Consider the following 22,392-nt stretch of genomic DNA (forward strand, 5'->3'; position numbering starts at 1 on the left):
ATGGTAGACTAAGCCCTGACTCTCATTCTTCTTAGATATTTTTAGTCTCGGCGTTTTTTTGTACCTTTTTTAGTCATTCTCAATCAATCTTAGCGTAGGCGTAGCCCGCCGCAGGCATCGCCTTTGTAATGCCGAGTTATGCAAATCCATACATAGCAGGCTTTTTGGCTTTTTCTAGCCGTCGAACTCACGTTGAGTTATGGTTAGTGTTATTGCTCATATTGCTGGCAGCAATGACTGGGTATTGGGGCTACCGACCATTGGAGGATTTTACCAAAATACACAGACTTGGCTTATAGTACAACGTGAGTGCAAGGTTTTTGCTGTACCCGAACAAATTCAAAAAAAATGGTCTGGACTCAAAACTTTTGTTGTTATCGAGCGTCAGGGTGAGCGCAATGGTCAACCATTCTATGAGCGTCAATCCTATATCTGTAGTCAATGTCTGGAAGCTCAACAGTTACTTTCTGACATCCACTTGTCTTGGGGCATCGAAAATCGACTGCATTGGGTTCGAGATGTGATATTCCAAGAAGACTTTCCACCACGCCGTGGTGGAAATGCCCCTGTCAATTGGTCTATCTTACACACCTTTTTCATTACGATCGCCCGCAAACTTTGTTTCCGAACTTTCCTCAAGCACAACGTACCCTCTCCAACCAACTGCACAAAGTTTTTTCTTTCTTTGTATGAAACCACCCTGCGATAACTTTTACGAAGTCGGGGATCTACGGGTTGCAATTCTTTTAAAACCAGAGAAATAAACTGTTTGTGTTGCTATAACTCTTACCAATCGCTTGCTTTAATATCATCCCAGACTTCCAATTCCAAGTCGCGGAGATAAGTTAACCCGCTTTGAATTTGTGCATCTGTTCCTTGTAGTTCAAGGTCAAACCAACCATCTCCGACAGCATTGGCTCCCAAAATCGCTGCCGTGATATTCACAATCAGTCCGTAGTCAGACACCAGGCGAGAAATAACAGGTTCCTGGTGATAATCTTTAGGAATTCTGAGTCGAATCCGTTTATTGGTGAGTGTATTGTCAGTAGCCATATCTGAATTATTTCAATCCCTAATCGGGATTGGTACAGAACTACTCTTAACCCTAACAGTAATTTCCTGATAGGTACTAAGTAGATCGTACCATATCCCATGGGCGTTGTTGCGTGAATAGGCAACGTTGTTTTGGCTATTTTCCGCAAGCATTTGTTCCGTGTGAATGAAATATATTTGCTTGCAGGAGATGAAGTTGTAGTCAGCAAGACAGGTAAACAGACTTATGGGTTGGATAGATTCTTTTCTAGCTTAGTAAGCAAAGCTATATCAGGGCTATCTTTCTTTACATTATCAAATGCTTCCTGAAATGCCTGAGCCTATTTTATTAACCCGAATTTTTGCCAAGCTTACTGCTTTAGGTCGTATTCATCCCGTTTCAACGGGCGTTAAACCCTCGTAAATTGGCTAAGGTATTGTTTTCACGAACTACTTTTTCCGCTTTTCTTAGTACCATTTGTCTTTAGGCTACAGTGACTCCTAGCGTATAAGAACCAGGGTCAAAAAAGCCAGAACTGAAAGTTCCGCCATTTTGAGGGAAGTAATCATAATCACTTACTGAAATGGAGTAAGTACCTGCCCCTAGTGAAGCGGTGATTGATTGAGAAGTACTGGAACTCTGTAAGTTCCCAGCACTATTAAATAGGCCGAGAACTGGATAGGTACCACTGTAATTCGGCGTGTTAATAGTCACAGTTCCTGGGTTAGCTAAAGAAAATGTGAAAAAGTCGAAATCAGGATTGTTCCCTGGAAGTCTTGCCAGTTGAGCAGAGGTATTAACTTCTGAACCTGATGTTAAAGTACCTAGCTTCTCAGCAGTGGCTAGTGTGTTGTTTATCCCTTGCCCAGCATCTTCTTTCTCGTAGAACAGGAAGTCGTCACTATCCAGCTTCAGAGGCGATGCTTGCACAACACCAACGAGTTCATCTAGCTCTCCTGAGTTGTCCAGAAATACGCTTGTATTGGCTCCCACAGTCTGCAAGCGATAGTCTGCCAGTGTTCCTTTGAGCTGGATTGTATCTTCGTTGGAGTTAAAGCCACTGATGGTAGCGTAGTCTGCCAAACCACTACTTCCAGTGTTGTTATCGTCATAGAAGACATTAGTAGCATCTCCAAGTAAGAACCGATCTTGCCCAGGCCCTCCAGTTAGGATATCAACCTCCCCTAATCCAGGAGAATCAGAACCGTTAGTATCAACGCCTATGAGTACATCATTTCCAGGCCCTCCAAGGAGAGTGTCATTGCCGACCCCGCCACCGAGGGTGTCATTGCCTTCTCCTCCTTCGATTTGGTCATTACCAGCCCCGCCAAACAGGCTGTCATTCCCATCCTCGCCCAAAACGAGGTCATTACCTTCCTGACCATCAAGAAAGTCATCACCATCTCCACCAAGCAAGTTGTCATTGCCGCCTCTGCCAAGGAGGGTATCACTGCTGCCTCCTCCAATCAGGGAGTCGCTAAAACTAGAACCAAAGACTTGTTCGATATTGAACAGGACATCATTCCCATCTCCCCCACTGGCAGTTCCAGTGCTAAGGTCAACGGTGACTCCGGCAGTGGCATTTAAATAATCAGCACTATTAATGCCAGTCCCACCAAAGAGTTGATCATCCCCGCCTCCACCTTGGAGTTGGTCATCACCATCCCCACCAAGCAGAATGTCATTGCCGCTGTCGCCTAGCAGGGTATCATTGCCTTCTCTACTAATGAGAGTGTCACCCCCGTCCCCACCTTGGAGTTGGTCATCGCCAGCCCCACCAAGCAGGATGTCAATGCCGCTACCGCCAAGCAGGGAGTCATTGCCGTACCCGCCATTGATAAAGTCGTCGTTAGCCCCGCCAAGGAGGGTGTCATTGCCGTTATCGCCAAAGAGGCGGTCATTACCAGCCTCACCATTGACAAAGTCATTCCCGTCCCCACCACTGATGAAGAAGTCATTGCCAGCTCCGCCAAGGATGGTGTCATTGAACCTAGAACCAACGATTCTTTCAATCTCCAACAGGACATCATTCCTGTCCTGCCCTGTAGCGGTTCCAGTGGCAAGGTTAATTGTGACTCCGGCAGTGGCACTGAAATAATCAGCAGTATCAACGCCAATTCCACCCAAGAGTTGGTTATTGCCAGTCCCACCACGCAAGGTGTCATCGCCAGCCCCACCACGGACAGTATCGTTGCCTTCCTCGCCATCCAGCAGGTCATCGCCAGCCCCACCATCGAGCAGGTCATTGCCACCTCTACCCAATAGGGTGTCATTACCGCGCCCGCCAATTAGAAAGTCTTTGAAACCAGAACCAATGACTTGTTCGATATTAAACAGGACATCATTCCCTGCCCCTCCACTGGCAGTTCCAGTCGCCAGGTTAACGGTGACACCGGCAGTGCTATTTGAATAGTCAGTAGTATCATTGCCACTCCCACCAAAGATTTTGTCATCCCCGTCCCCTCCTTCTAGTCGGTCATGGCCAGCCCCGCCAAGGAGGGTGTCATCGCCAGCCTGACCAATCAAGTTGTCATTGCCATCCTCGCCATCGATTTGGTCATCGCCAGCCCCGCCATTGAGCGTGTCAAACCCTTCCCCACCAAAGAGTTGGTCGTCACCGTCTTCTCCAGCGAGTCGGTCATTTCCGTCCCCGCCTTCGAGAAGGTCATTGCCAGATCCAGCAAGGAAAGCATCATTACCGAACCCACCAAGCAGGGTGTCGTCACCGCCTTTGCCAAGGAGTTGATCGTCATTCTCCTCGCCATCGAGAAGGTCATTGCCAGATCCACCAAGGAGGACATCATCGCCGAACCCACCAAGCAGGGTGTTCTCGCCGTCCTCACCATTGAGAAGGTCATTGCCGTCCTCGCCATTAAGCGAGTCATTGCCAGCCCCACCCAAGAGGTCATCATTGCCGCCCCGACCAAAGAGGTTATCATCACCGCCCTGACCAAGGATAGCGTCATTCTCAAACGTGCCAATTAGAGTGTTATTGTTGTTGTCTCCAATAATGTCTGCCATATCAATCCCCTTGGTTATAAGTTTGATTCAGAGATATTCGTCATCTATGAGTAGCCCTGCCAGCAGGGAGAAACCCTAGATAGGTAGTTCAAATAAATGCAGCATCTACTTAGACTGGTTTCGTAACCGCTCAATAATCCGGGGTAAATCGCTCAGTGACAAGGCTCAAATGGCGTAAAATCTTTCTGAACTGGTAGGTTGCTCCAATTTATTGAGCGGATATTTTTCAAACATCCTCTTTTTTAAAAGTTACAATAAAAACTACAATAATAATGTGAGGATCTTGTGAAGAAATACCTGGTTATTACGCAGATTTCACACCAACTTTGAAAAACCAAGGGTAGAACCTCCTACGGATGTATATATCGTAAGCGTTTGGGCAGTTATAAACTGGAGCTAGCTATTTTTAGGCGTAGGCGTAGCCCGTCGTAGACATCGCTCTCTCACGCAATCTGCCGCGCCAGCAGTTGTTTCGCTTGGTTAACTGACCCGTGACGCAGGCAAGTACTGGACACTGACAAAAGTTGCCACAATGCTGTGAGTAAAATAATTGCACATCTAGCAGAAGAAGAGGTAGAAGTTCCTTCTCTTCGAGACGCGCCGCGAACAAGTGATACAAGCGGATATTGCCTGCGCCAGAGCAAGGCTTCCAGAGAGATTATTAGAAAAACGGTTCAACTCCTCAGTACAAAATCTAGAAGATAAAGTGACAGAAGAACATTTATGGTATGGTCGCAATATCAAAGTAATAGATGGGTCAACAGTGTCTATACCAGACACCGTAGAAAACCAAAAATAATATCCTCAACCAAGTAGTCAAAAGCCCGAATGTGGGTTTCCCATTGCAAAAATTGGTGTGATATTCAGTTTTGTGATAGGAGCCGCCGTTGCTTTGTGCATAGATGTTGTGAACACTAATGATATTAAATTAGCAAGAAAATTGTATAGTTATCTTAAACCTAAGAATGTGCTTATAGTAGATAGAAATTTTTGTGATTACGCCGATATATTTACTATCAAAAAGCTTGATTGTGATGCTGTATTTCGTAAGCATTAATCTCGTCAACAACTATCCGAAAAGGTAAAGTTGTTGGAAATGGCGACAAATTAGTTACTTGCTATAAGCCTAGAAGTTATCCAAAAAGATTTAGTAAATATGAATTTGATGCTCTACCTCAAAGCATAATTGTAAGAGAAATTTACTACTACATCGTTATTCCTGCTTTTCGTACTCAACGAGTTAGTTTAATTACTACTCTCTTAGATAAATCAATTTATTCTATTAATTAACTTTATTCCCAAATTATTAGCAGCAACTTCTCAAAAACACCTCCGAATTTATCGCACTTTGCTAAAAGTTATTGCTCACAAGGCTGTTCCCGATCGCCCAGGTCAAAGTTAACCACGAGTTCGTAAACGTCGCCCCAAAATTTACCCCTTAATGACAAAACCCCGGCATGAGTTACGTAAACAATTACAAACTGCTTAATTGATAAGCTTTTCCGCTTTTCTTAGTGCCATTCGGGACAAGGGCAAAGACTTGTTGCAAGTTCTTACCTCTTGTCACCTTGTCCCCTTGTCTCCTCTACTCCCCTGCTTCTTCCCCAAATTGTTAAGCTGGGTTCCAAGTGCCGTGGAAACTGTGGGGAATGACGCTAGGTAATCCTAGTTTGCAAACGGGTTCTGCATCTAGGCGATCGCTATCAAATACCCAAACTTCACTACTATGAGAATTACCATCGTATACAACAGTTAGCACCCAGCCTTGTTCAGGGTTTTGGGCATCTTGCGCGTAGATGGGTTCTGAAGGATAGCGGTTTTCTCCTAAGTCTGCTTCAGTGAGGGTTTCAGTTTTGTAGTCGAAGCGGGCGATCGCACCGAACCATTCTTTGTCTATATCCCCTCTTTGGGGCATTAATGATACATAAGTATAGCGGCAAGGTTGCCCAACTTGCGATCGCTGCACTACAGGAAACTCACACTTGCGATTGACAACTTGCTGCATTGCTGTCACTTTAGCCGTTTGAGGATTGAGGCGGACTTGCCACAATGTTCCTTGAGTTACTGTGTGCGTCTCACCACTTGCGAATTCTCTGAGATACTCATTAGTTTGGTGAAAATCTGCATATCGCACCATGTCCAAAACCACAGAACCGTCTTCATCTTCATAGCCATTACCAAAATGCCAATTAAACCAGGCATCAGTTTCACCACGACTTACTAAGGATAAGTTTTCTCGGTCAAAAATTAATACCTGGGTTCCTAATTGAGGTTCCCACAACAGAGATTCACTAAAGGTAGTCAAACCTAGCAAAAGTGACAGCATTTTCATCCGCATTGGTGGCATGAAAAACACCAGATACTTTTGAGTTAAAACAAAATCATGCATTATCGAGTAGCGATCTAGCTTAAAAGCAGTTTTTTGGATAATTTTGCCAGTGCGATCGCTTTTGTAGAGATTCAGTTGTACAGAACTTCCGATACTGATTCCAAAGTTAAAAATCTCGCCTGTTTGTGCATCGCGCTTGTAATGAGCAGAATAAGGTAATCCGTTATCCAAAGCGCCTAAATCATCCAATCCCTTCGTTTCTAAAGTTTGCAAATCAAGGCTATATGGATTGGTTGCTTCCCATAAAGCCAACAATTTATCAGGTAAAGCTAACACTGAAGTATTCGCTGCATTTTTGATCTGTCGGTTCCAGCGCTTCCAGATGGGGCCTGGCGGATGCATCCCATAGACACCATAAAGAAACCTATCCGCTTGAGTTTCAGCTAGATATTCTGCTGTTTGCACATAGCGATAGACTCCAGTAGCTCCTGCATCTGTGAAATGAACGCCGAGAATTGCCCCGTCTCCATCAAACCAGTGTCCGACACGAGTGCCACCGCGTTCTAGCCGTGCGGGGCCATTACGGTAAAGAGTGCCACGCAAGCCATCTGGGATTTTGCCAGAAATAATTGACAGTTGAGTAAGGGGAAATTCCTTTGCTGGTTCTGCGATCGCACCAGCCCAAGATTTATCTATTGACTTTTTGGTAATAGTTTGCATATTAAAATATTGCCTGAATTGATGTAGACCGATATATTCTGACATTGTTGCAATTTTTGGGATTGCAGAGAAAGCGGGATGATTTAGCACCTTACAAAATTCCTCTCCTGCATCCTCTGCTGGTTATATATGAGGCAATACGGTTCGGATAAGCATTTTGAACTCAGAATTACCTTTGGGGAAAAGGTTACTGGGTTTGGGTTAAAGGTTTTTTCTCTCTCTTTCCCTTTCCCCTTTAACCTTTCGCCAGACCAAAAGAGAGATTGTCGGGTTTATCCGAAAAGTATTGGCATAACTCCCGATACCAATCTTTCTGGAATCACGGCAACCACGAAACCCAAAGTTAGATTGTAGCTCCAAAAGTTCTGCCAACCTGCAAAAGGTGTGAGGAGCAATTCGATTACGGTAATTGCCAGACCAATTTTTAATGCCAGTTCTTTACTGATTGCACCAGACAATTTTATCCCTAGCGATGTCTGCGGCAGCAAGCTACGGAATATTGAAAGCGGCTAATCAAATCCTTAGCGTAAGTTTCGGAATAACTGTTTATTTCACCCCTATTATCAGGGTCTTATAATGCTAAAATAAAATTTATATATTGTAGTGCTTTGTAGCTGCCAAACAATACTAAATTGCTGATTGAAAATTCATAAATCAGCCTTTTGATATAAGCTATATTTGGTTTTATATGCTGTGTGTAAGTAACTTGTACATAATTTTGTCTGTAGATTTACCGTCTTACACAAAAACTCAAAGAATATAAGCTAAATGAGCAAAATTTTATATAAAACATCTTCCTTTGGTATGAAATTGTGTTGTTTTATCAGGTGCTGGACATCTTGAAAACTCTAGGAAGAAAAGTAAAAAAAGTGGGTTTTAAAAGTAGGAAAAGCAGGAAAAGTAGGAAAAGTAGGATGTTTTATAAAAACCGTTGACAAGCTTTTAGATAAATTGATATTTGTAAGTACATCCAAGGCACAAATGCCTACGTACTTTCTGGAGTAAATTATGGCTAACGATAAGAATTTGGCACAAGTCACCAATCAAGAAGCTATTTTGGAAGAAATTAATGAGGAAGAATTAGACGAAGTAGTGGGGGGAGCGATATTACTTGGCTCGATAGGTAGACTATTGGGCACTTTTATCGTAAGAGCGACCGATGCTGCTGATGAGCTTGTAGGAGGTCTTTTAGACTTTGGGCCTCCTGCATAATAATTGAGTTGCCTAATCCGACGAAGTAAACTGTAAGAAATGTAATTTCTAACAGATGAGGCGAATTTGAGCGAACCAACATCATAAAACAACTCAAGGTGATTCTTGAGAGGTAAATAAAGACGGGGAAGCACCTTGCATAAAAATATTAGCCTGCAAAGGTTGTAATTTTTATGAAAGTTTGTTGACGAAGACAATGCTACAAATTAATCTTCGTTTTTGCTCAACCAATACCTACTAGTATAACTCCAATTATACACTCCTTATTGTTTAGTAAAATAGCCAGAAGTCGGAATATTCTGACTTCTGAATTTTCTCATGTCACTTTTGTGTTCACAAAGAACCTATTTGTGCCATAAGTTTGAATTGAGATTGAAGATTTGAGATTTTAGTGGTTCAGTGCTGTAATAAAGATGCGTGATGCTGCCAACATCAACAATGGTCTGGCAAGCTTAGAACGAATATTTTCACAGCTTTTATTTATAGTTCACTTTTGTCGGATAGCAAAGACTAGCCGATAATCTTATTTCATGAAAAATCCTAGTCTTAAACTTGTATATCGTAGAAACATCAGTAATATAACTAGGGAAAGCTAGAAAAATGGAAACTAAAAAATTGGTGAAAGTGGATTAATTCAAAAAGGTAATATCTTTTGTATTAACTGTTGACAAGATATTAAACAACCTGTTATTGGTAAATACATCGCAGATACAAATTGTCTGCATATTTTTGGAGGAAATTATGGCTAATATCAATCAAGTGAGTTTCAAATCCATCTGTAATCAAAAAGTTACTGTCAAGGAACTCATAGATGGTGAATTAAAGGGAATAGTGGGAGGAACTTCTGATTCGTTTATTTCAGAGTTAAATGTGACTTCAACTGATGAAAATGGATCTAGCATTGTAACATCTGCTCAACAAACTGTGGCTAGGAAAGATGGGGTAAAAACACGCCGGATAAAAGAAACGACGACTTTCAATGGACAAACGCAAATAATAGAATCAGTGGAGACTTTGCCTATTTAGCATTTACCGTAACTCAAGTTAAATTCACGTTTTGTGTATCCAGTTAAAGGTACGTATCCCTAACTTCTAAAGAAGTTAGGGATATTTTTTTACGAATAATTTAATATATTACCTGTTGCCTAGCCAGCAAGGGTTTGTAATACCTGTATTAACTTTAAAAAGCTTTATTTGTAGATACACTTTATACTTATCTTATCTTTTTTAGTTTAAATTAACACCGATATTTGATAATTCTTAAAAGACTAATCTTTAAAAATATTTCCACTAACTTTATCGTTTCTTTATATATTTTCTCTTGAGAAAGTTGTATTGTTTAAACATAGTGAAATTGCAAAACAAGCCAGCAAAAAATGCCGTTAAACACATTCAAATTGTGTATTTTAACAGCAAACTTGCTCGTAAAAATAGTTAGATACTTATCATTTTAAGTAATCTAGATTGTTTTTATGATTTGGTTAAGTAAAAGAAAGATTTCACTATCACAAAACAATTTTGTACAAGGAAGGAAATTTTATGTCAGTTGTAACACTTGAACAACAAACACTCGTAGTTATGACCGAGTTAGCTGATGAAGAAATCAGTGGAATTGTGGGAGGAGGAAGAAAAGGTGGTTTAGACGTAGACAACGATACTGATACTAAAGTTAAGGCTAAATCCAAAAATGGGGACGTATTTGTAATCGTTCAAACTGGTACCGCAACAGCAATTGGTGGAGGAGATGCCAAGGTTAATCAATCTGCATATCAAGAGAATGATAAAAGCAGAGACAAAGTGTACTTCTAGTACTAATAGCTACTAGCTAGGTTATCTCCATAGTCCGCTCATATTGAGTTACGACCTCAACCAAAAGCCACTTTAACGGTTTGTATTGCCAAAAATTTATCTATGATGATTTGTATCATCCCTACAAATCAAAACAGCACTACCCTAGTAAGCATGTAAGTTATGCATTATTTCGTTAAGAGAGTTATTAAACAGTAATCCTTTGCCAATTGCTACGAACAACTGACAAAGGACTACAAACGACCTTTACGAATAAGCTACGACATCTTATAACATAGTGGTCTGACTATTTCTGGCATCACAACCCTTTACAACGTTACACGAACATTGGCGGGTGTAAGCCGGATAATAACGAAAGGTCAAAGGGTAAGCGACCAATCATTATTGTCCCTTACTTCTTACCCACCCGTCAATGTTTTCATATAAAGATTACAAAATCGTTACTTTGACGAAAGTTACTCTTCATTTACGCAAAATTTAAAAATAAAAAATTTGATTTTCTCAGCTTTCGACCTTTCATCAGATGGTAGGTTGATTTTTGCATCTGAATATTAGTATGCCAAAGCAAACAAAACATATCCGCCTTGCGCTGAAGACAGAAGGTAATTTTTTATTCAGTTGTCAGCCTAATACCCAATTCTTTCTGAATGCAATGCAAATTGGGATGGTTTATAGTGATTAATCAAAAAAGCGACCTATTCCGCAAAGAAGCTTTAGAGCGCGCTTCTTCGCCGGAAGAACTAGATCAAATTATGCAGGTAGTCAGCCCAAAAAAGTGGCTACCTCTAGTTGCTGTTGGTTCGTTGGTGGCAACGGGGCTGACTTGGAGTTTTTTAGGTCGAATCCCAATTACAGTGACGGGTACTGGAATAATAGTCTATCCCAGTACAATTACCTCATTCCAGTCACCGATCGCAGGGAAATTGCGAACAATCAACGTTCGGGTTGGCGACTATGTAAATAGAGGAGATGTGCTGGCAACGCTAGACCAAAGCGAACTGATGAAACAGCTACAACTAGTCCGCTCTAAATTAGGGCAACTACAAACAGAAGATAGCGCTGCTAGCTTAGTCCAAGTACAGCGGCAAAACGCAGACAAAGAAGCGATGAAACAGCAACGCCAATCTTTGCAGCAAAACCTCCAGGCGGTACAGAAACTCACCCCGATTTTAAGAGAAAAAGGGCTAAATTCGATTCAACGCGATCGCACCAATCAAACCCAAAGCTTACAAGCACTGCGGGATCTCTTACCTACCTTCAAACAGAGATTGACCAACCGCCAGCAGCTATTGCAGGAGGGAGCAATTTCTGGCGATACAGTTCTACAGTCACAGCAAGACTACTTAAATGCTGTCACCCAAATTAATGAAGCCGAATCGCAACTCAAGCAACTAGATGTCAAGGAAGCAGATGCCCAACGACAATATCTAGAGAATTTGAACTCAATTAAAGATTTGGAAGCGCAATTAAAGCAACTAGATAGCAAAGAAGCGACTGCGGCGCAACAAGACTTAGAAACTGTAACCAACCGCAAAAAAGAAATTCAGGAAGTCCAGCGGAATATTGTGCAATTAGCACTGCAACTATCGAGCAACAGCTTAGTCAAGAGCAGTTACTCTGGACGAATTTTAGAAATTTCGGCAAGTCCGGGACAGGTTGTTTTACAGGGTACACCCATAGGAGCGATCGCCGCACAGAAGCGATCGGCTCAACCTGTGAGTGTGGCATTTTTTCCTGTTGGCGATGGCAAGCAAATTCAACCAGGAATGAAGTTACAAGTCACACCTACTACAGTGCAACGCGAACGCTTTGGTGGCATCATTGGGGCTGTCACAGAAGTCTCAGCCTTTCCCGTGACTAAAGAAGGTGCATTAAGTGTAGTAGGCAATTCCGAATTTGTGGAAGCTTTGATGTCACAAGGGCCACAGATGCTAATTACTGCGCGACTGCAACCAGACAATTCGACCTTCAGCGAGTACAAATGGTCTTCTTCCCAAGGGCCACAGATGAAAGTCACTTCTGGAACTACCACCTCAGTGCAAGTCACAGTGGAAGAACGCGCCCCGATTACTTTTGTCCTGCCGATTCTAAGATCCTGGAGTGGCATTTCTTGATATTGGCGATAAGGGGAATGAGGAAGTAATTATTAAAAAATATTTTTATGTTCTGGCGAAATCTGCAAAATATATTAGGGCGCTTGCGTAAAAACAAGCGGTGTCATACTCCGACTCTGCTGCAAATGGAGGTAGTAGAATGCGGCGCTGCTGCTTTGGGAATTATTCTGGGTTATTACAATCGGATTGTCCCACTGACGGAACTGAGGCAAGCGTGCGGTGTCTCGCGAGATGGAGTTAGTGCCTTAAATATCTTGAAGGCTGCCAGAAATTATCGACTCAGCGCTAAAAGCTTTAAAACCAACTTAGCTGGCTTGTTGCAGTTAAAATTTCCCTACATTGTATTTTGGAACTTTAACCATTTTTTAGTAGTAGAAGGAATCACCAAACAGCGAGTTTATCTCAATGACCCTGCTACTGGACGGCGCATCGTCTCCTTAGAAGAATTCAGCGGCGCATACACGGGTGTAGTGCTAGTTTTAGAGCCTGGTTCAGAGTTTCAACGCGGAGGACGCAAGCCTAGCACAATCTTAGCTTTGTGGTCGCGGTTGCGAGGCTCCATTGGCGCATTACTTTACTGCGTGTTGGCAGGATTTTTGTTAGTAATTCCTGGACTGGCGATACCTGCATTTTCCCAAGTATTTGTAGACAACGTATTGATTGAGCATCGGTATGAGTGGTTGCGTCCGCTAATTTTAGGCATGATCTTCACAGCCGGACTCAGTGGATTTTTGACGCTGCTACAGTTGCAGTTTTTGCGTCAAATGAAAATTAAGTTGTCTGTGGGTATGAAGAGTCGGTATCTGTGGCACATTTTACGCCTACCCATCAGTTTTTACGATCAGCGGTATGCAGGGGAAATCAGTAGCCGGATGCAACTCAACGACAGCATTGCCGACATGCTTTCGGGTGAGTTAGCAACTACAGCGATCGCAGCAGTATCAGTATTTATATATGTAATAGTGATGCTGCAATATGATGTTGTACTAACTTTAATTGCGATCGCTTTTGTCATTATCAATCTTGCTGCCTTGCAGTGGGTGAGAGGGCGGCGCGTAGATGCCAATATCAAACTCATCCAAGAAGAGGGAAAAGTTCGCGGTGTAGAAATTTCTGGTCTTCAGAGCATGGAGACGCTCAAAGCATCTGGATTAGAGTCAGATTTCTTCTCCCGTTGGGCGGGTCACTATGCCAAAGCCATCAACACCCAGCAGGAATTAGAGGAAACAAACCAGACTATAGGTGTTTTACCATCTTTTCTGTCAGCGATCGCTTCTATGCTGCTTTTAGCTGTAGGCGGTTTGCGAGTCATGGATGGAGCCTTGAGCATCGGCATGTTAATAGCCTTTCTCGGCATGATGCAAAGGTTTTTCGCTCCAGTAAGTAATCTCATCAGCCTGGGAAGCGAACTCCAAGAGATGGAAGGTAATCTGACTCGCCTTGATGATGTCTTACGTAACCCTATTGACCGACAGTTGGAGCAGGGAGGCAGGGGAGCAGAAGAGGGGGAAAGGGTAAAGGGTAAAGGGAAAGGGACGGATCTCCTCCTTTCCCCTTTTTCCCTTTCCCCGGCGCAGCCATCCTCCTACCCTCTGCCCAAACTCCAGGGGTATGTTGAATTACACAATGTGACATTTGGCTATAGCCGAATTGCCCCACCGCTAATTGAAAATTTTAGTCTCTCACTTCAGCCAGGGCAGCGAGTTGCCTTGGTGGGTGGGAGTGGTTCTGGTAAGTCTACTGTTGCCAAACTTTTATGTGGGCTGTATGAACCGTGGCAGGGAGAAATTCGATTCGACGGCAAACCCAGAGAGCAAATTTATCGCCAGGTACTAGCCAACTCTATTTCTGTCGTAGAGCAAGAGATTTTGTTATTTGCTGGCAGCGTCAGAGACAACTTGACGCTTTGGGATACTACCATACCTGACAGTCATCTTGTCCGAGCTTGTGAAGACGCAGCGCTTCACGATGTAATCCTTTCACTGCCTGGAGGCTATCATGCTGACCTTTTGGAAGGTGCTACTAACTTGAGTGGTGGTCAGCGACAGCGGCTAGAAATTGCCCGTGCTTTGGTGAATAATCCCAGTATCCTAATTATGGATGAAGCCACCAGTGCCCTGGATGCCGAAACAGAAAAGAATGTCAGTCGTAATCTGCGGTTGCGTGGCTGCACTTGCATTATCGTGGCGCATCGACTCTCGACTATCCGAGATTGCGATGAACTTATTGTCCTCGATCGCGGCAAGATAGTCCAACGGGGAAGCCATGAACAATTGCAGCAAGTTGAAGGGCCGTATTTACAATTAATTCGCAGTGAGGAAGCAGGGGAGGCAGAGGGGGAAAGGGAAAAGGTTAAAGGGAAAAGAACGGATTTTCTCCTTGCCCCTTATCCTCAGAAGGGAACCCCCCCTTCCCCTTTCCCCCTTCCCCTTTCCCCGGCGTTCGCGGAGCGTCTCGTAGAGAAGCCTTCCCTCTTATCCTTTGCAAACCTCAAAGGACAACACTATCGTTTTCAATGCAATGAATCGCTACTGCTAGATGACCCGGAGACAATTTGGCTAGTAAAATCTGGTTACTTGGCGCTATTTGCGATCGCAGTTAATGATGGGGTTCCCGAAGGCACTCGTCGCTATTTATTTAGTAGCACGGCTGGACAGGCGATGTTTGCGATCGCACCAAGTTTGGAGGGCAAGCAGCAAGAAATTTTAGCAGTGTCGCTGGAGGAGACAGAAATTCTCAAAGTATCGAGAGCAGACTTTAACCAGTTGTTTGCTGATGCTAATAAAGAAGTAGTAACTCTGATAGAACGCTGGATTTATCAATTAGGTTCGGTACTTGCTGCTATCACTACGCCAACGACACCAACATCGCTGCCAAAAATCCGCCAGTTCTCCTTAGTCAAAGACCAAATCTTCCAGCCGCATCAAATATCGTGGGTGCAAATTCTCCAAGGGCGGGCTAGATGGATGGGGTTTGCAGAACTGCCGTTAACTTCTGCCTCTGGAATGTTGCCTTTGGCTGAAAATGTATGGTTACAAGCACATAACACTGTGGAGTTGATAAGTGTTAACACCGCAGACATAGAAGATATCGATTCCTTGTTAAGTGGTTTGTCCCAACTACAAACGTACTTCCTCCACTGCATTAATCTGCTGCAACGCCAGGAGATGGATGCAGAATTACTGAGATTTCAAGCCAGGGAACGTCTTGAAAGCCAAGTGATGCAAGAGACGTTAGCAGAATTAGCATCTGTATTGCCACAGCCAAAGTCAGACAGGCTAAATAATAGTTTAGGATTCAGTAGTAATCTTGATGCAACTGACCCAAACCAAGCCTTACTAATTGCTGCTGGTGCCGTGGGACAAGCATTAGGAATTAAGATTTGTCCGCCAGCTGCTTCAGAAGATTCTAATCGAGTCCAAGATCCTGTAGAAGCGATCGCTCGTGCTTCGCGTATCCGCGTGCGGCGAATTCAGTTGCGGGACAACTGGTGGCAAAAGGATTGCGGGCCGATGTTGGCATTTACGCTTGCTGATAAACTGCCAGTGGCACTACTACCAGTATCTGATACACGTTACAAACTCTACCTTCCTGGGGAACGAACGCCTATCTCTATCGATGCCCAAATAGCAGCAGCACTAGCGAAGACTGCCTACGCATTCTATCGACCTTTACCTGATAAAAAGCTGAAAACTTTTGATTTACTTCAGTTTGCCCTTCAAGGACATTACAAAGAACTAATTATAGTTTTAGTAATGGGAATTACCATCAGTCTGTTAGGAATGCTGACACCTCAAGCTACGGCTATCCTAATCGACAAAGCTATCCCAGATGCTAATCGAGGCTTGTTGAGCCAAATTGCTATTGCTTTGGTGGCTGCTGCCTTTGGCGGAACGCTGTTTCAACTAGCCCTTGGGTTTGCCACGATTAGGCTGGAAACTTTTGCCGATTCCTCCACCCAAGCCGCAGTTTGGGATCGATTGTTAAACTTGAAGGTTTCCTTTTTTCGCTCTTTCTCAGTTGGTGACTTGGATTCTAGAGTCACGGCTATTACTCAAATTCGCCAGCGATTGGGTAACACAGTCTTAAAAACAATCTTCTCCAGTTTGTTCTCCCTCCTAAATCTGGGATTGTTATTTTACTACAATGTTTCCTTAGCTCTCATAGCTTGTGCAGTGGCACTGGTAAATATTGCCGTCACTATCATCTCTGGTTCTCTTATTGTCCGTAAAGTTCGCCCATTACTAGAGCTGCAAGGACAAATCTTTGGTGTGATGGTGCAGTTAATTAATGGAGTTGCCAAACTCCGAATCGCCAAAGCTGAAACCCGCGCCTTCGCCTACTGGGGTAAACAGTATACGCATCAACTGAAATTAATGCTGAGTACCCAAGGCATTGAAGACAGCCTTGCGGTAATCAATCAAGTATTACCTGTGTTAACCACTGCTGCCCTCTTCTGGTTTGCTACTAGTTTAATTGGGCAATCCCAAACTCCTGGAGGAGGTGGTTTATCCACTGGCACTTTCTTAGCATTCAACGTTGCTTTTGGCACGTTTATTAACGGAGCCACTAGCTTAAGCAGCACAGTTGTGGAAGTTTTGCAAGTTTTACCCTTGTGGCAACGGGCCCAACCTATTTTGCAAGCTGAACCGGAAATTACTTCTGCTCAAGCAGATCCGGGTAGGTTATCGGGCAAATTAGTTGTAGACCGGGTAACTTTCCGCTATCGCGATGATGGTCCCTTGACGCTGGATGATGTCAATATTCGTGCTGAACCAGGAGAATTTATTGCCATTGTCGGGCCTTCTGGTAGCGGTAAATCAACTTTATTGAGGTTACTTTTGGGGTTTGAATTCCCGAAATCTGGCACGATTTACTATGACGGGCAAGACTTAACTTCTTTGGATGTCCATGCTGTACGCCGTCAATTGGGTGTGGTATTGCAAAATAGTCGGTTGATGTCGGCCTCTATTTTCGAGAATATTGCCAGTGGTGCCTTAGTGACGATGGACGAAGCTTGGTCAGCAGCCCAGATGGCAGGTTTTGCAGATGATGTAGCGGCGATGCCGATGCAGATGCATACAATCGTCAGTGAAGGAGGTAGCAATCTTTCTGGTGGACAACGACAGCGGTTGTTAATTGCTAGGGCGTTGGTGTTGAAACCCCGGATTTTGCTATTCGATGAGGCGACTAGCGCTTTAGATAATAGAACCCAGGCAATTGTCAGTGAAAGTTTACAACAGCTTAAGGTAACTAGGGTTGCGATCGCTCATCGCCTCAGTACTATTCAAAACGCTGACCGAATTTACGTACTTGCAAATGGCAAAGTAGTGCAGCAGGGTAGTTTTGTTGAACTAGGAAATCAATCAGGGCTATTTGCACAACTTATGATGCAACAGTTGCTTTAACTGTGTATTAGGAAGATAGTAAGTAACTGAATTAACTTCGCTCCTATTTAAGCTTGCTCTCTTAATGTTTTTAAGTAATTTATTCTTTGCAAGTCTTCTACTCTGGTAAAAAATGCTGAAACTATTAAGATTAGAAGCATCTGCCTACTGAATACTTACTAAAACTTCCCAGCCATGCCTCTGTCACGCATAGTAACGCTGATTGTCGGTCTGATCGTCATTTTGGGGCTAGCCCTATGGCTAATTGATTCCCTATCACGCCTCTATTGGCAATTATCCTATTCGCCGTTGCTAGGCAATTTACTGCTGTTGCTGCTGATTATCCTGATTGGAGCTTTGGTTGCCGCTTTTGTCTATTATGTATTGGTGATTAGATCCGGGGAAAAGCGATCGCGTCGCAATCCGAAGCGAGCGACTGCGGCCCAAATTCCTGCTGCTAAATCTGATGCTGCTTCTACAACTCTCCAGGCTGTGCGGCAACAGGTAGCGCAAATTCAAGATGAAGTCACACGTCAAGCTTTATTAAGTCGATCGCGAGAGATTGAAGCCAACTTAGCACGGGGGGAAATTCAAGTAGTGGTATTTGGTACGGGGAGTGCTGGCAAAACTTCCCTAGTTAATGCGATTATGGGACGCATGGTCGGTCAAGTAGATGCACCGATGGGTACGACTCAGGTTGGGGAAACTTATTGTTTGCGGTTGAAGGGATTAGAACGCAAAATTTTAATTACGGATACGCCGGGAATTTTAGAAGCAGGAGTGGCGGGAACGGAACGGGAACAAATGGCACGAGAACTGGCGACAGAAGCAGATTTACTGTTGTTTGTGGTAGATAATGATTTACGACGCTCAGAATATGAGCCGCTGCGGGGGTTGGCAGAAATTGGCAAGCGATCGCTCCTAGTTCTCAACAAAACTGATTTATATACAGATGAAGATAAAGAATCCATCCTTGCGAGATTGCGTCAACGGGTACGGGGATTTATTGCTACTAATGATGTGGTAGCGATCGCTGCCAATCCCCAACCTGCACAACTAGAAACTGGCGAAACCTTCCAGCCAGAACCGGATATTGTCCCTTTGCTGCGGCGCACGGCTGCTGTTTTACGTGCTGAGGGTGAAGATTTGGTGGCGGATAATATTCTTTTGCAATCTCTGCGATTGGGAGATGAAGCGCGAAAACTCATTGATGGGCAGCGTCGCCGTCAAGCTGACAAAATCGTAGAACGGTTTCAATGGATTGGCGCTGGTGTGGTGTCAGTCACGCCGATACCAGTTGTAGATTTATTGGCGACAGCCGCAGTTAATGCTCAAATGGTTGTGGAAATTGGTAGAGTGTATGGCTGTGAATTGAATATGGAACGGGGACGAGAATTAGCTCTTTCTTTAGCGAAAACCATCGCCAGTTTGGGCATTGTTAAGGGAGCAATTCAATTATTATCTACAGCCTTGCAACTCAATGTTGCCACCTTTATTATTGGTAGAGCAATTCAAGGCGTGACAGCAGCTTATTTAACGCGAATTGCAGGTAAAAGTTTCATTGAATATTTTCGTCATGACCAAGATTGGGGTGATGGTGGAATGACGGAAGTTGTACAGCGACAGTTTCAAATTAATCGCCGAGATGAATTTATTAAAGCTTTTATTCAGGAAGCGATCGCACGGGTAGTGAAGCCATTACAAGATAAATCTGAGGTGGTTGAACATGATGAAGAAGTCAATAGTTAAATATTGAAAATTAAAAAATAAATTGTAATTGTTAGTTTTATGACCACAAGCGATATCATCTGTGTGTAGTGTTATACGCTCACTAGAAATCAGGAGTGCAATGAAGTTTCAGCAACTAGTAATTGTCAGTGCAGTATTTGTTTTGGCGGCTGTGCCAAAAATTGCGTTTGCAGATGAAGTGTGGAATAGCGGCTATGGCAAAGTAGTCTATCAAAGCGAACGCGGTAAAACTGCTATATGGACTTATCCAGGAGGAACTATTTTCATTGAAGGGCTAGCTGGAATAACGAGCAATCGTGGAATTTATCATGGCTATTGGGTTGGTAACTCCAATATCAAATGTGACACGTCACGAGAAGATGGGTCAGGCAAGTTGAGCAACACCTGGGGACGATTTTCAATCCGCTTTCTAGTTCCTAATTTTCCTATGCCCTGGGAAGCAAGATGGAGCTATTGCGAGGGCGAACCTACTTTCTCTTGGAACGGAACCCCGCTAAAGCAAACTTCAGTTCAACGCTAAAGTTTATTGACTTTTGTGGCTAAAATCCCCCTAGCCTGACTGCAACCGTTTGAGTTGATGACTGAAGTATTCGCCACTAGTCTTTGGGGGGAGCGGTTTTGTAAGCGATCGCACCGGGAGCCAGTCGTAAATCCGTTCAAAAACGGTTCGTCATCGTGCAGGTTTCGACACTTGCTTGGCGTATTCTTCTATTAGGGAAGCATAGTCTTCGTAATTGGGCAGGGTCTCGAAACTATAAACCGCAGAGGTCATCGCCCATAGCAGCTTTTCCCTCGTCCAAGTTTCGATGAAAGGTGTGAACCATGACGCATCGTCCAGCATCGTCGCACGAAGGTTGACGAACTCGTCTATTCCTTCCGGGCGAGTAAACATCCAACTCATGCAGTGCGGGCAGAAGTAATGGCGGGTCGCGCCGTGCAAACCGCCAATGGTCGGCTGACCTTTCAGTATTGAGAACCCAACGTTTGGGATCGCGACGCTTAAAGAAAAAGCGCTGGCGGTCATTCGCTGACAACCCGTGCAGTGGCAAGCCATCGTTAGCAGAGGCGGGGCACTTACCTGAAACCGTATCTGTCCGCAACGGCATCCACCTTCCCAGGGTAAATTCCAGTCGTTCACGATCTGCCGCCTCCGTTCTCTATACTGAATATAAATTGTAAAAGGAAATAGACCTCATGACCTATCCTGATAATCAGAGTCTGCCAGATAATCAACCGTATAAAATTTACGAATTTAAAAAAAATAATCAGGAAAAAATACCTGGTTATTTAGTAGTTAGTACTGCGAAACTGAACGTTGAGACAGAAGAAGACAATTCTAATAGGTATTTATCATCAGTTGCTAATAAAAAGTTTTTTAATATCAATGATGGAGAAGCTGAACCTTCAGCCCAAGACATGATTGAGAAAATTTCTAAAAGTTTGCAATCAAGCCCCGACGCAGAAATAATTATAAATATTCATGGATATAGTTCTACACCATCGGATACAGAGACGGGGTGCAAAAAGATTTATGATTATGTTAATACGCATATTGAACAACCAAATAAGTATATTTTTATCGGATACAGATGGCCATCAGAAAATCCTATAAAAACGGATGAGTCTGGTTCCTTTGGGCAAAAGCTAATCAACGCACTTTCTTCTCTACCAACTTTACTAGCAATTAATTTAGCTTTGGGACTAACAATTAGTATATGGTCTGCCATAACTTTATTATTCCTAAATATTTTGAGTAATAGTGCTGTCCACTTTTTCACAGCGATGTTAATTTTATCTGGGATTGTATCTTCAATTATCTTTACACTAATTATTCTCAGGATATCTACTTATTTTCGTGATACTTATAGAGCAAGTAATTATGGGACTACAGATTTAGTTGAATTGATCAGACAGTTGGATTACACAGTAAAACTTTCCCCAAACAAGCGCATTAAATTATCTTTTGTCAGTCATAGTATGGGGTGTTTTGTAGTTACAGATGTAATTCGGATTCTCTCTGATGTTTTTGATGTTAAATCTATTAATAAAAAACCGAATTCGGATATTGGCAATGTATTTCGATTAGGCAGACTTGTGCTAGTTGCACCTGATATTCCTGTAGAAAGTATCTTGCCAGGACGTGCTAATTTTCTTCGTTCTTCTTTACGTCGTTGTGAAGAAGCTTATATATTTTGTAATGAAGGAGACCTAGCGTTACGATTTACTTCTACTGCCGCAAATTATTTTAGTTTCCCATCGCGAACTCGTATTAGTGGGTACAGGCTTGGTAATATAACAGTTAAACATTTCAACAATAAAAATGATTCAGTGGGTCACACACCCAGATATGGAGTTGTTAATCTACACAAACAAGACTATGGCAAAGGTTACAGACTTGATAATCCTTATAAATATTTAGAAATTCGTTCTTCTAGTAGCGAACATAGAAAACTTGAAGAGATAACTGAAATGTCAGAAGACTTGGTACAACCCGCAGATATATTTACATATTTTGACTGTACAGATTATAAAGATGACCGGATGAATCAGATCGGAATAGTTAGTTCTGCCATCCAAAAGCCAGCGATAAATTTTGGGAATTATATTTTCCTCACCTTGGCATTTATTCGGAAGTCTTTTAACAATAGAGATCCTCAAGGTGTTGATACCCACACGGGCTATTTTGAAGGTGTTTTTAGTCAGAAAGCTATTTATGAATTAGCTTTTTTAGGATTTCAAGGATTTTTGCGATCTTTGTCAATTGAAGGAGGCGAGTCCGAGCAAATTAGCATTTTTTCTCAAAAATGCCACGAAAAGCAAATTCAAGTGATTCTTGCGCCGCAAATATATCAACAAAAGACTCAAGATTAGACAGGTGATTCCTAAATCAAGGGTAAAGGGTAAAGGTTTTTTCTTTTCCCTTTCCCCTTAATTGACAGTATTGAGCCGCATTTCTCTCTTGCTCTTTCTTCTTGCCGTTGCCTTTAGCACTTGCTGGACAAACTCGACATCCTGATG

General features: G+C 43.0%; 15 protein-coding genes and 2 pseudogenes. 12 read left to right on the plus strand and 5 right to left on the minus strand.

Translation table 11 applies throughout. The annotated features are described in order from the left end of the window. Window positions 1-199: 199 nt before the first annotated feature. On the plus strand, window positions 200-709 hold the full coding sequence (locus tag V7K53_RS05960; protein ID WP_335196694.1) for an ISAs1 family transposase: 510 nt from the start codon (window positions 200-202) through the stop codon (window positions 707-709). 77 nt (window positions 710-786) lie between these two features. Here V7K53_RS05960 and V7K53_RS05965 read toward each other — a convergent pair whose 3' ends face one another. Then, window positions 787-1,053, minus strand: a complete 267-nt coding sequence (locus V7K53_RS05965) for an NIL domain-containing protein (protein WP_335196695.1) — start codon at window positions 1,051-1,053, stop codon at window positions 787-789. Between the two features lie 121 nt (window positions 1,054-1,174). Between V7K53_RS05965 and V7K53_RS05970 the strand changes: the two are divergent. Then, window positions 1,175-1,359 (plus strand): annotated as a pseudogene (locus V7K53_RS05970) (transposase); the annotation flags it as partial. Window positions 1,360-1,516: 157 nt separating this feature from the next. Here V7K53_RS05970 and V7K53_RS05975 read toward each other — a convergent pair. Next, window positions 1,517-4,054: a calcium-binding protein gene (locus tag V7K53_RS05975; protein ID WP_335196696.1), complete on the minus strand. Its 2,538-nt coding sequence runs from the start codon at window positions 4,052-4,054 to the stop codon at window positions 1,517-1,519. A gap of 610 nt (window positions 4,055-4,664) precedes the next feature. On the opposite strand from V7K53_RS05975, the gene V7K53_RS05980 reads away from it, so the two are divergent. After that, on the plus strand, window positions 4,665-4,853 hold the full coding sequence (locus tag V7K53_RS05980; protein WP_335196697.1) for a hypothetical protein: 189 nt from the start codon (window positions 4,665-4,667) through the stop codon (window positions 4,851-4,853). Window positions 4,854-5,666: 813 nt separating this feature from the next. Here V7K53_RS05980 and V7K53_RS05985 read toward each other — a convergent pair. Together V7K53_RS05985 and V7K53_RS05990 are read right to left on the minus strand one after the other, a co-directional pair. Beyond that, on the minus strand, window positions 5,667-7,103 hold the full coding sequence (locus tag V7K53_RS05985) for a carotenoid oxygenase family protein (RefSeq protein ID WP_335196698.1): 1,437 nt from the start codon (window positions 7,101-7,103) through the stop codon (window positions 5,667-5,669). Window positions 7,104-7,375: 272 nt separating this feature from the next. Beyond that, the gene (locus tag V7K53_RS05990) at window positions 7,376-7,561 is read right to left on the minus strand and encodes a hypothetical protein (protein WP_335196699.1); all 186 of its coding nucleotides are present in this window, start codon (window positions 7,559-7,561) and stop codon (window positions 7,376-7,378) included. A gap of 550 nt (window positions 7,562-8,111) precedes the next feature. On the opposite strand from V7K53_RS05990, the gene V7K53_RS05995 reads away from it, so the two are divergent. The 8 genes and pseudogenes from V7K53_RS05995 (at window position 8,112) to V7K53_RS06030 (ending at window position 19,894) form a co-directional block, all read left to right on the plus strand. Then, window positions 8,112-8,315, plus strand: coding sequence for a bacteriocin (locus V7K53_RS05995; RefSeq protein WP_335196700.1), 204 nt, complete (start codon window positions 8,112-8,114; stop codon window positions 8,313-8,315). Between the two features lie 741 nt (window positions 8,316-9,056). Then, the gene (locus tag V7K53_RS06000; RefSeq protein WP_335196701.1) at window positions 9,057-9,341 is read left to right on the plus strand and encodes a hypothetical protein; all 285 of its coding nucleotides are present in this window, start codon (window positions 9,057-9,059) and stop codon (window positions 9,339-9,341) included. Window positions 9,342-9,854: 513 nt separating this feature from the next. Further along, window positions 9,855-10,124 carry a hypothetical protein gene (locus tag V7K53_RS06005; protein ID WP_335196703.1) on the plus strand — a complete coding sequence of 90 codons (270 nt, stop codon included), beginning with the start codon at window positions 9,855-9,857 and terminating at the stop codon, window positions 10,122-10,124. Between the two features lie 674 nt (window positions 10,125-10,798). Further along, window positions 10,799-12,238, plus strand: a complete 1,440-nt coding sequence (locus tag V7K53_RS06010) for an NHLP bacteriocin system secretion protein (protein ID WP_335196704.1) — start codon at window positions 10,799-10,801, stop codon at window positions 12,236-12,238. 47 nt (window positions 12,239-12,285) lie between these two features. Further along, window positions 12,286-14,556: pseudogene (locus tag V7K53_RS06015) on the plus strand (NHLP family bacteriocin export ABC transporter peptidase/permease/ATPase subunit); the annotation flags it as partial. A gap of 213 nt (window positions 14,557-14,769) precedes the next feature. After that, complete coding sequence (locus tag V7K53_RS06020; protein WP_335196746.1) at window positions 14,770-17,646, plus strand: NHLP bacteriocin export ABC transporter permease/ATPase subunit; 2,877 nt, start codon at window positions 14,770-14,772, stop codon at window positions 17,644-17,646. Between the two features lie 174 nt (window positions 17,647-17,820). Beyond that, window positions 17,821-19,374 carry a YcjF family protein gene (locus V7K53_RS06025; protein ID WP_099100707.1) on the plus strand — a complete coding sequence of 518 codons (1,554 nt, stop codon included), beginning with the start codon at window positions 17,821-17,823 and terminating at the stop codon, window positions 19,372-19,374. Window positions 19,375-19,474: 100 nt separating this feature from the next. Beyond that, complete coding sequence (locus V7K53_RS06030; protein ID WP_335196705.1) at window positions 19,475-19,894, plus strand: hypothetical protein; 420 nt, start codon at window positions 19,475-19,477, stop codon at window positions 19,892-19,894. A 150-nt stretch (window positions 19,895-20,044) separates the two neighbouring features. Here V7K53_RS06030 and V7K53_RS06035 read toward each other — a convergent pair whose 3' ends face one another. Beyond that, window positions 20,045-20,512 (minus strand): GFA family protein, encoded by a 468-nt coding sequence (locus tag V7K53_RS06035; RefSeq protein WP_442940473.1) that lies wholly within the window; start codon window positions 20,510-20,512, stop codon window positions 20,045-20,047. 56 nt (window positions 20,513-20,568) lie between these two features. Between V7K53_RS06035 and V7K53_RS06040 the strand changes: the two genes are divergently transcribed. Further along, window positions 20,569-22,245 (plus strand): alpha/beta hydrolase, encoded by a 1,677-nt coding sequence (locus V7K53_RS06040; RefSeq protein WP_335196706.1) that lies wholly within the window; start codon window positions 20,569-20,571, stop codon window positions 22,243-22,245. Window positions 22,246-22,392 lie beyond the last annotated feature (147 nt).

Source organism: Nostoc sp., from assembly GCF_036917355.1.
Lineage (GTDB): Bacteria > Cyanobacteriota > Cyanobacteriia > Cyanobacteriales > Nostocaceae > Nostoc.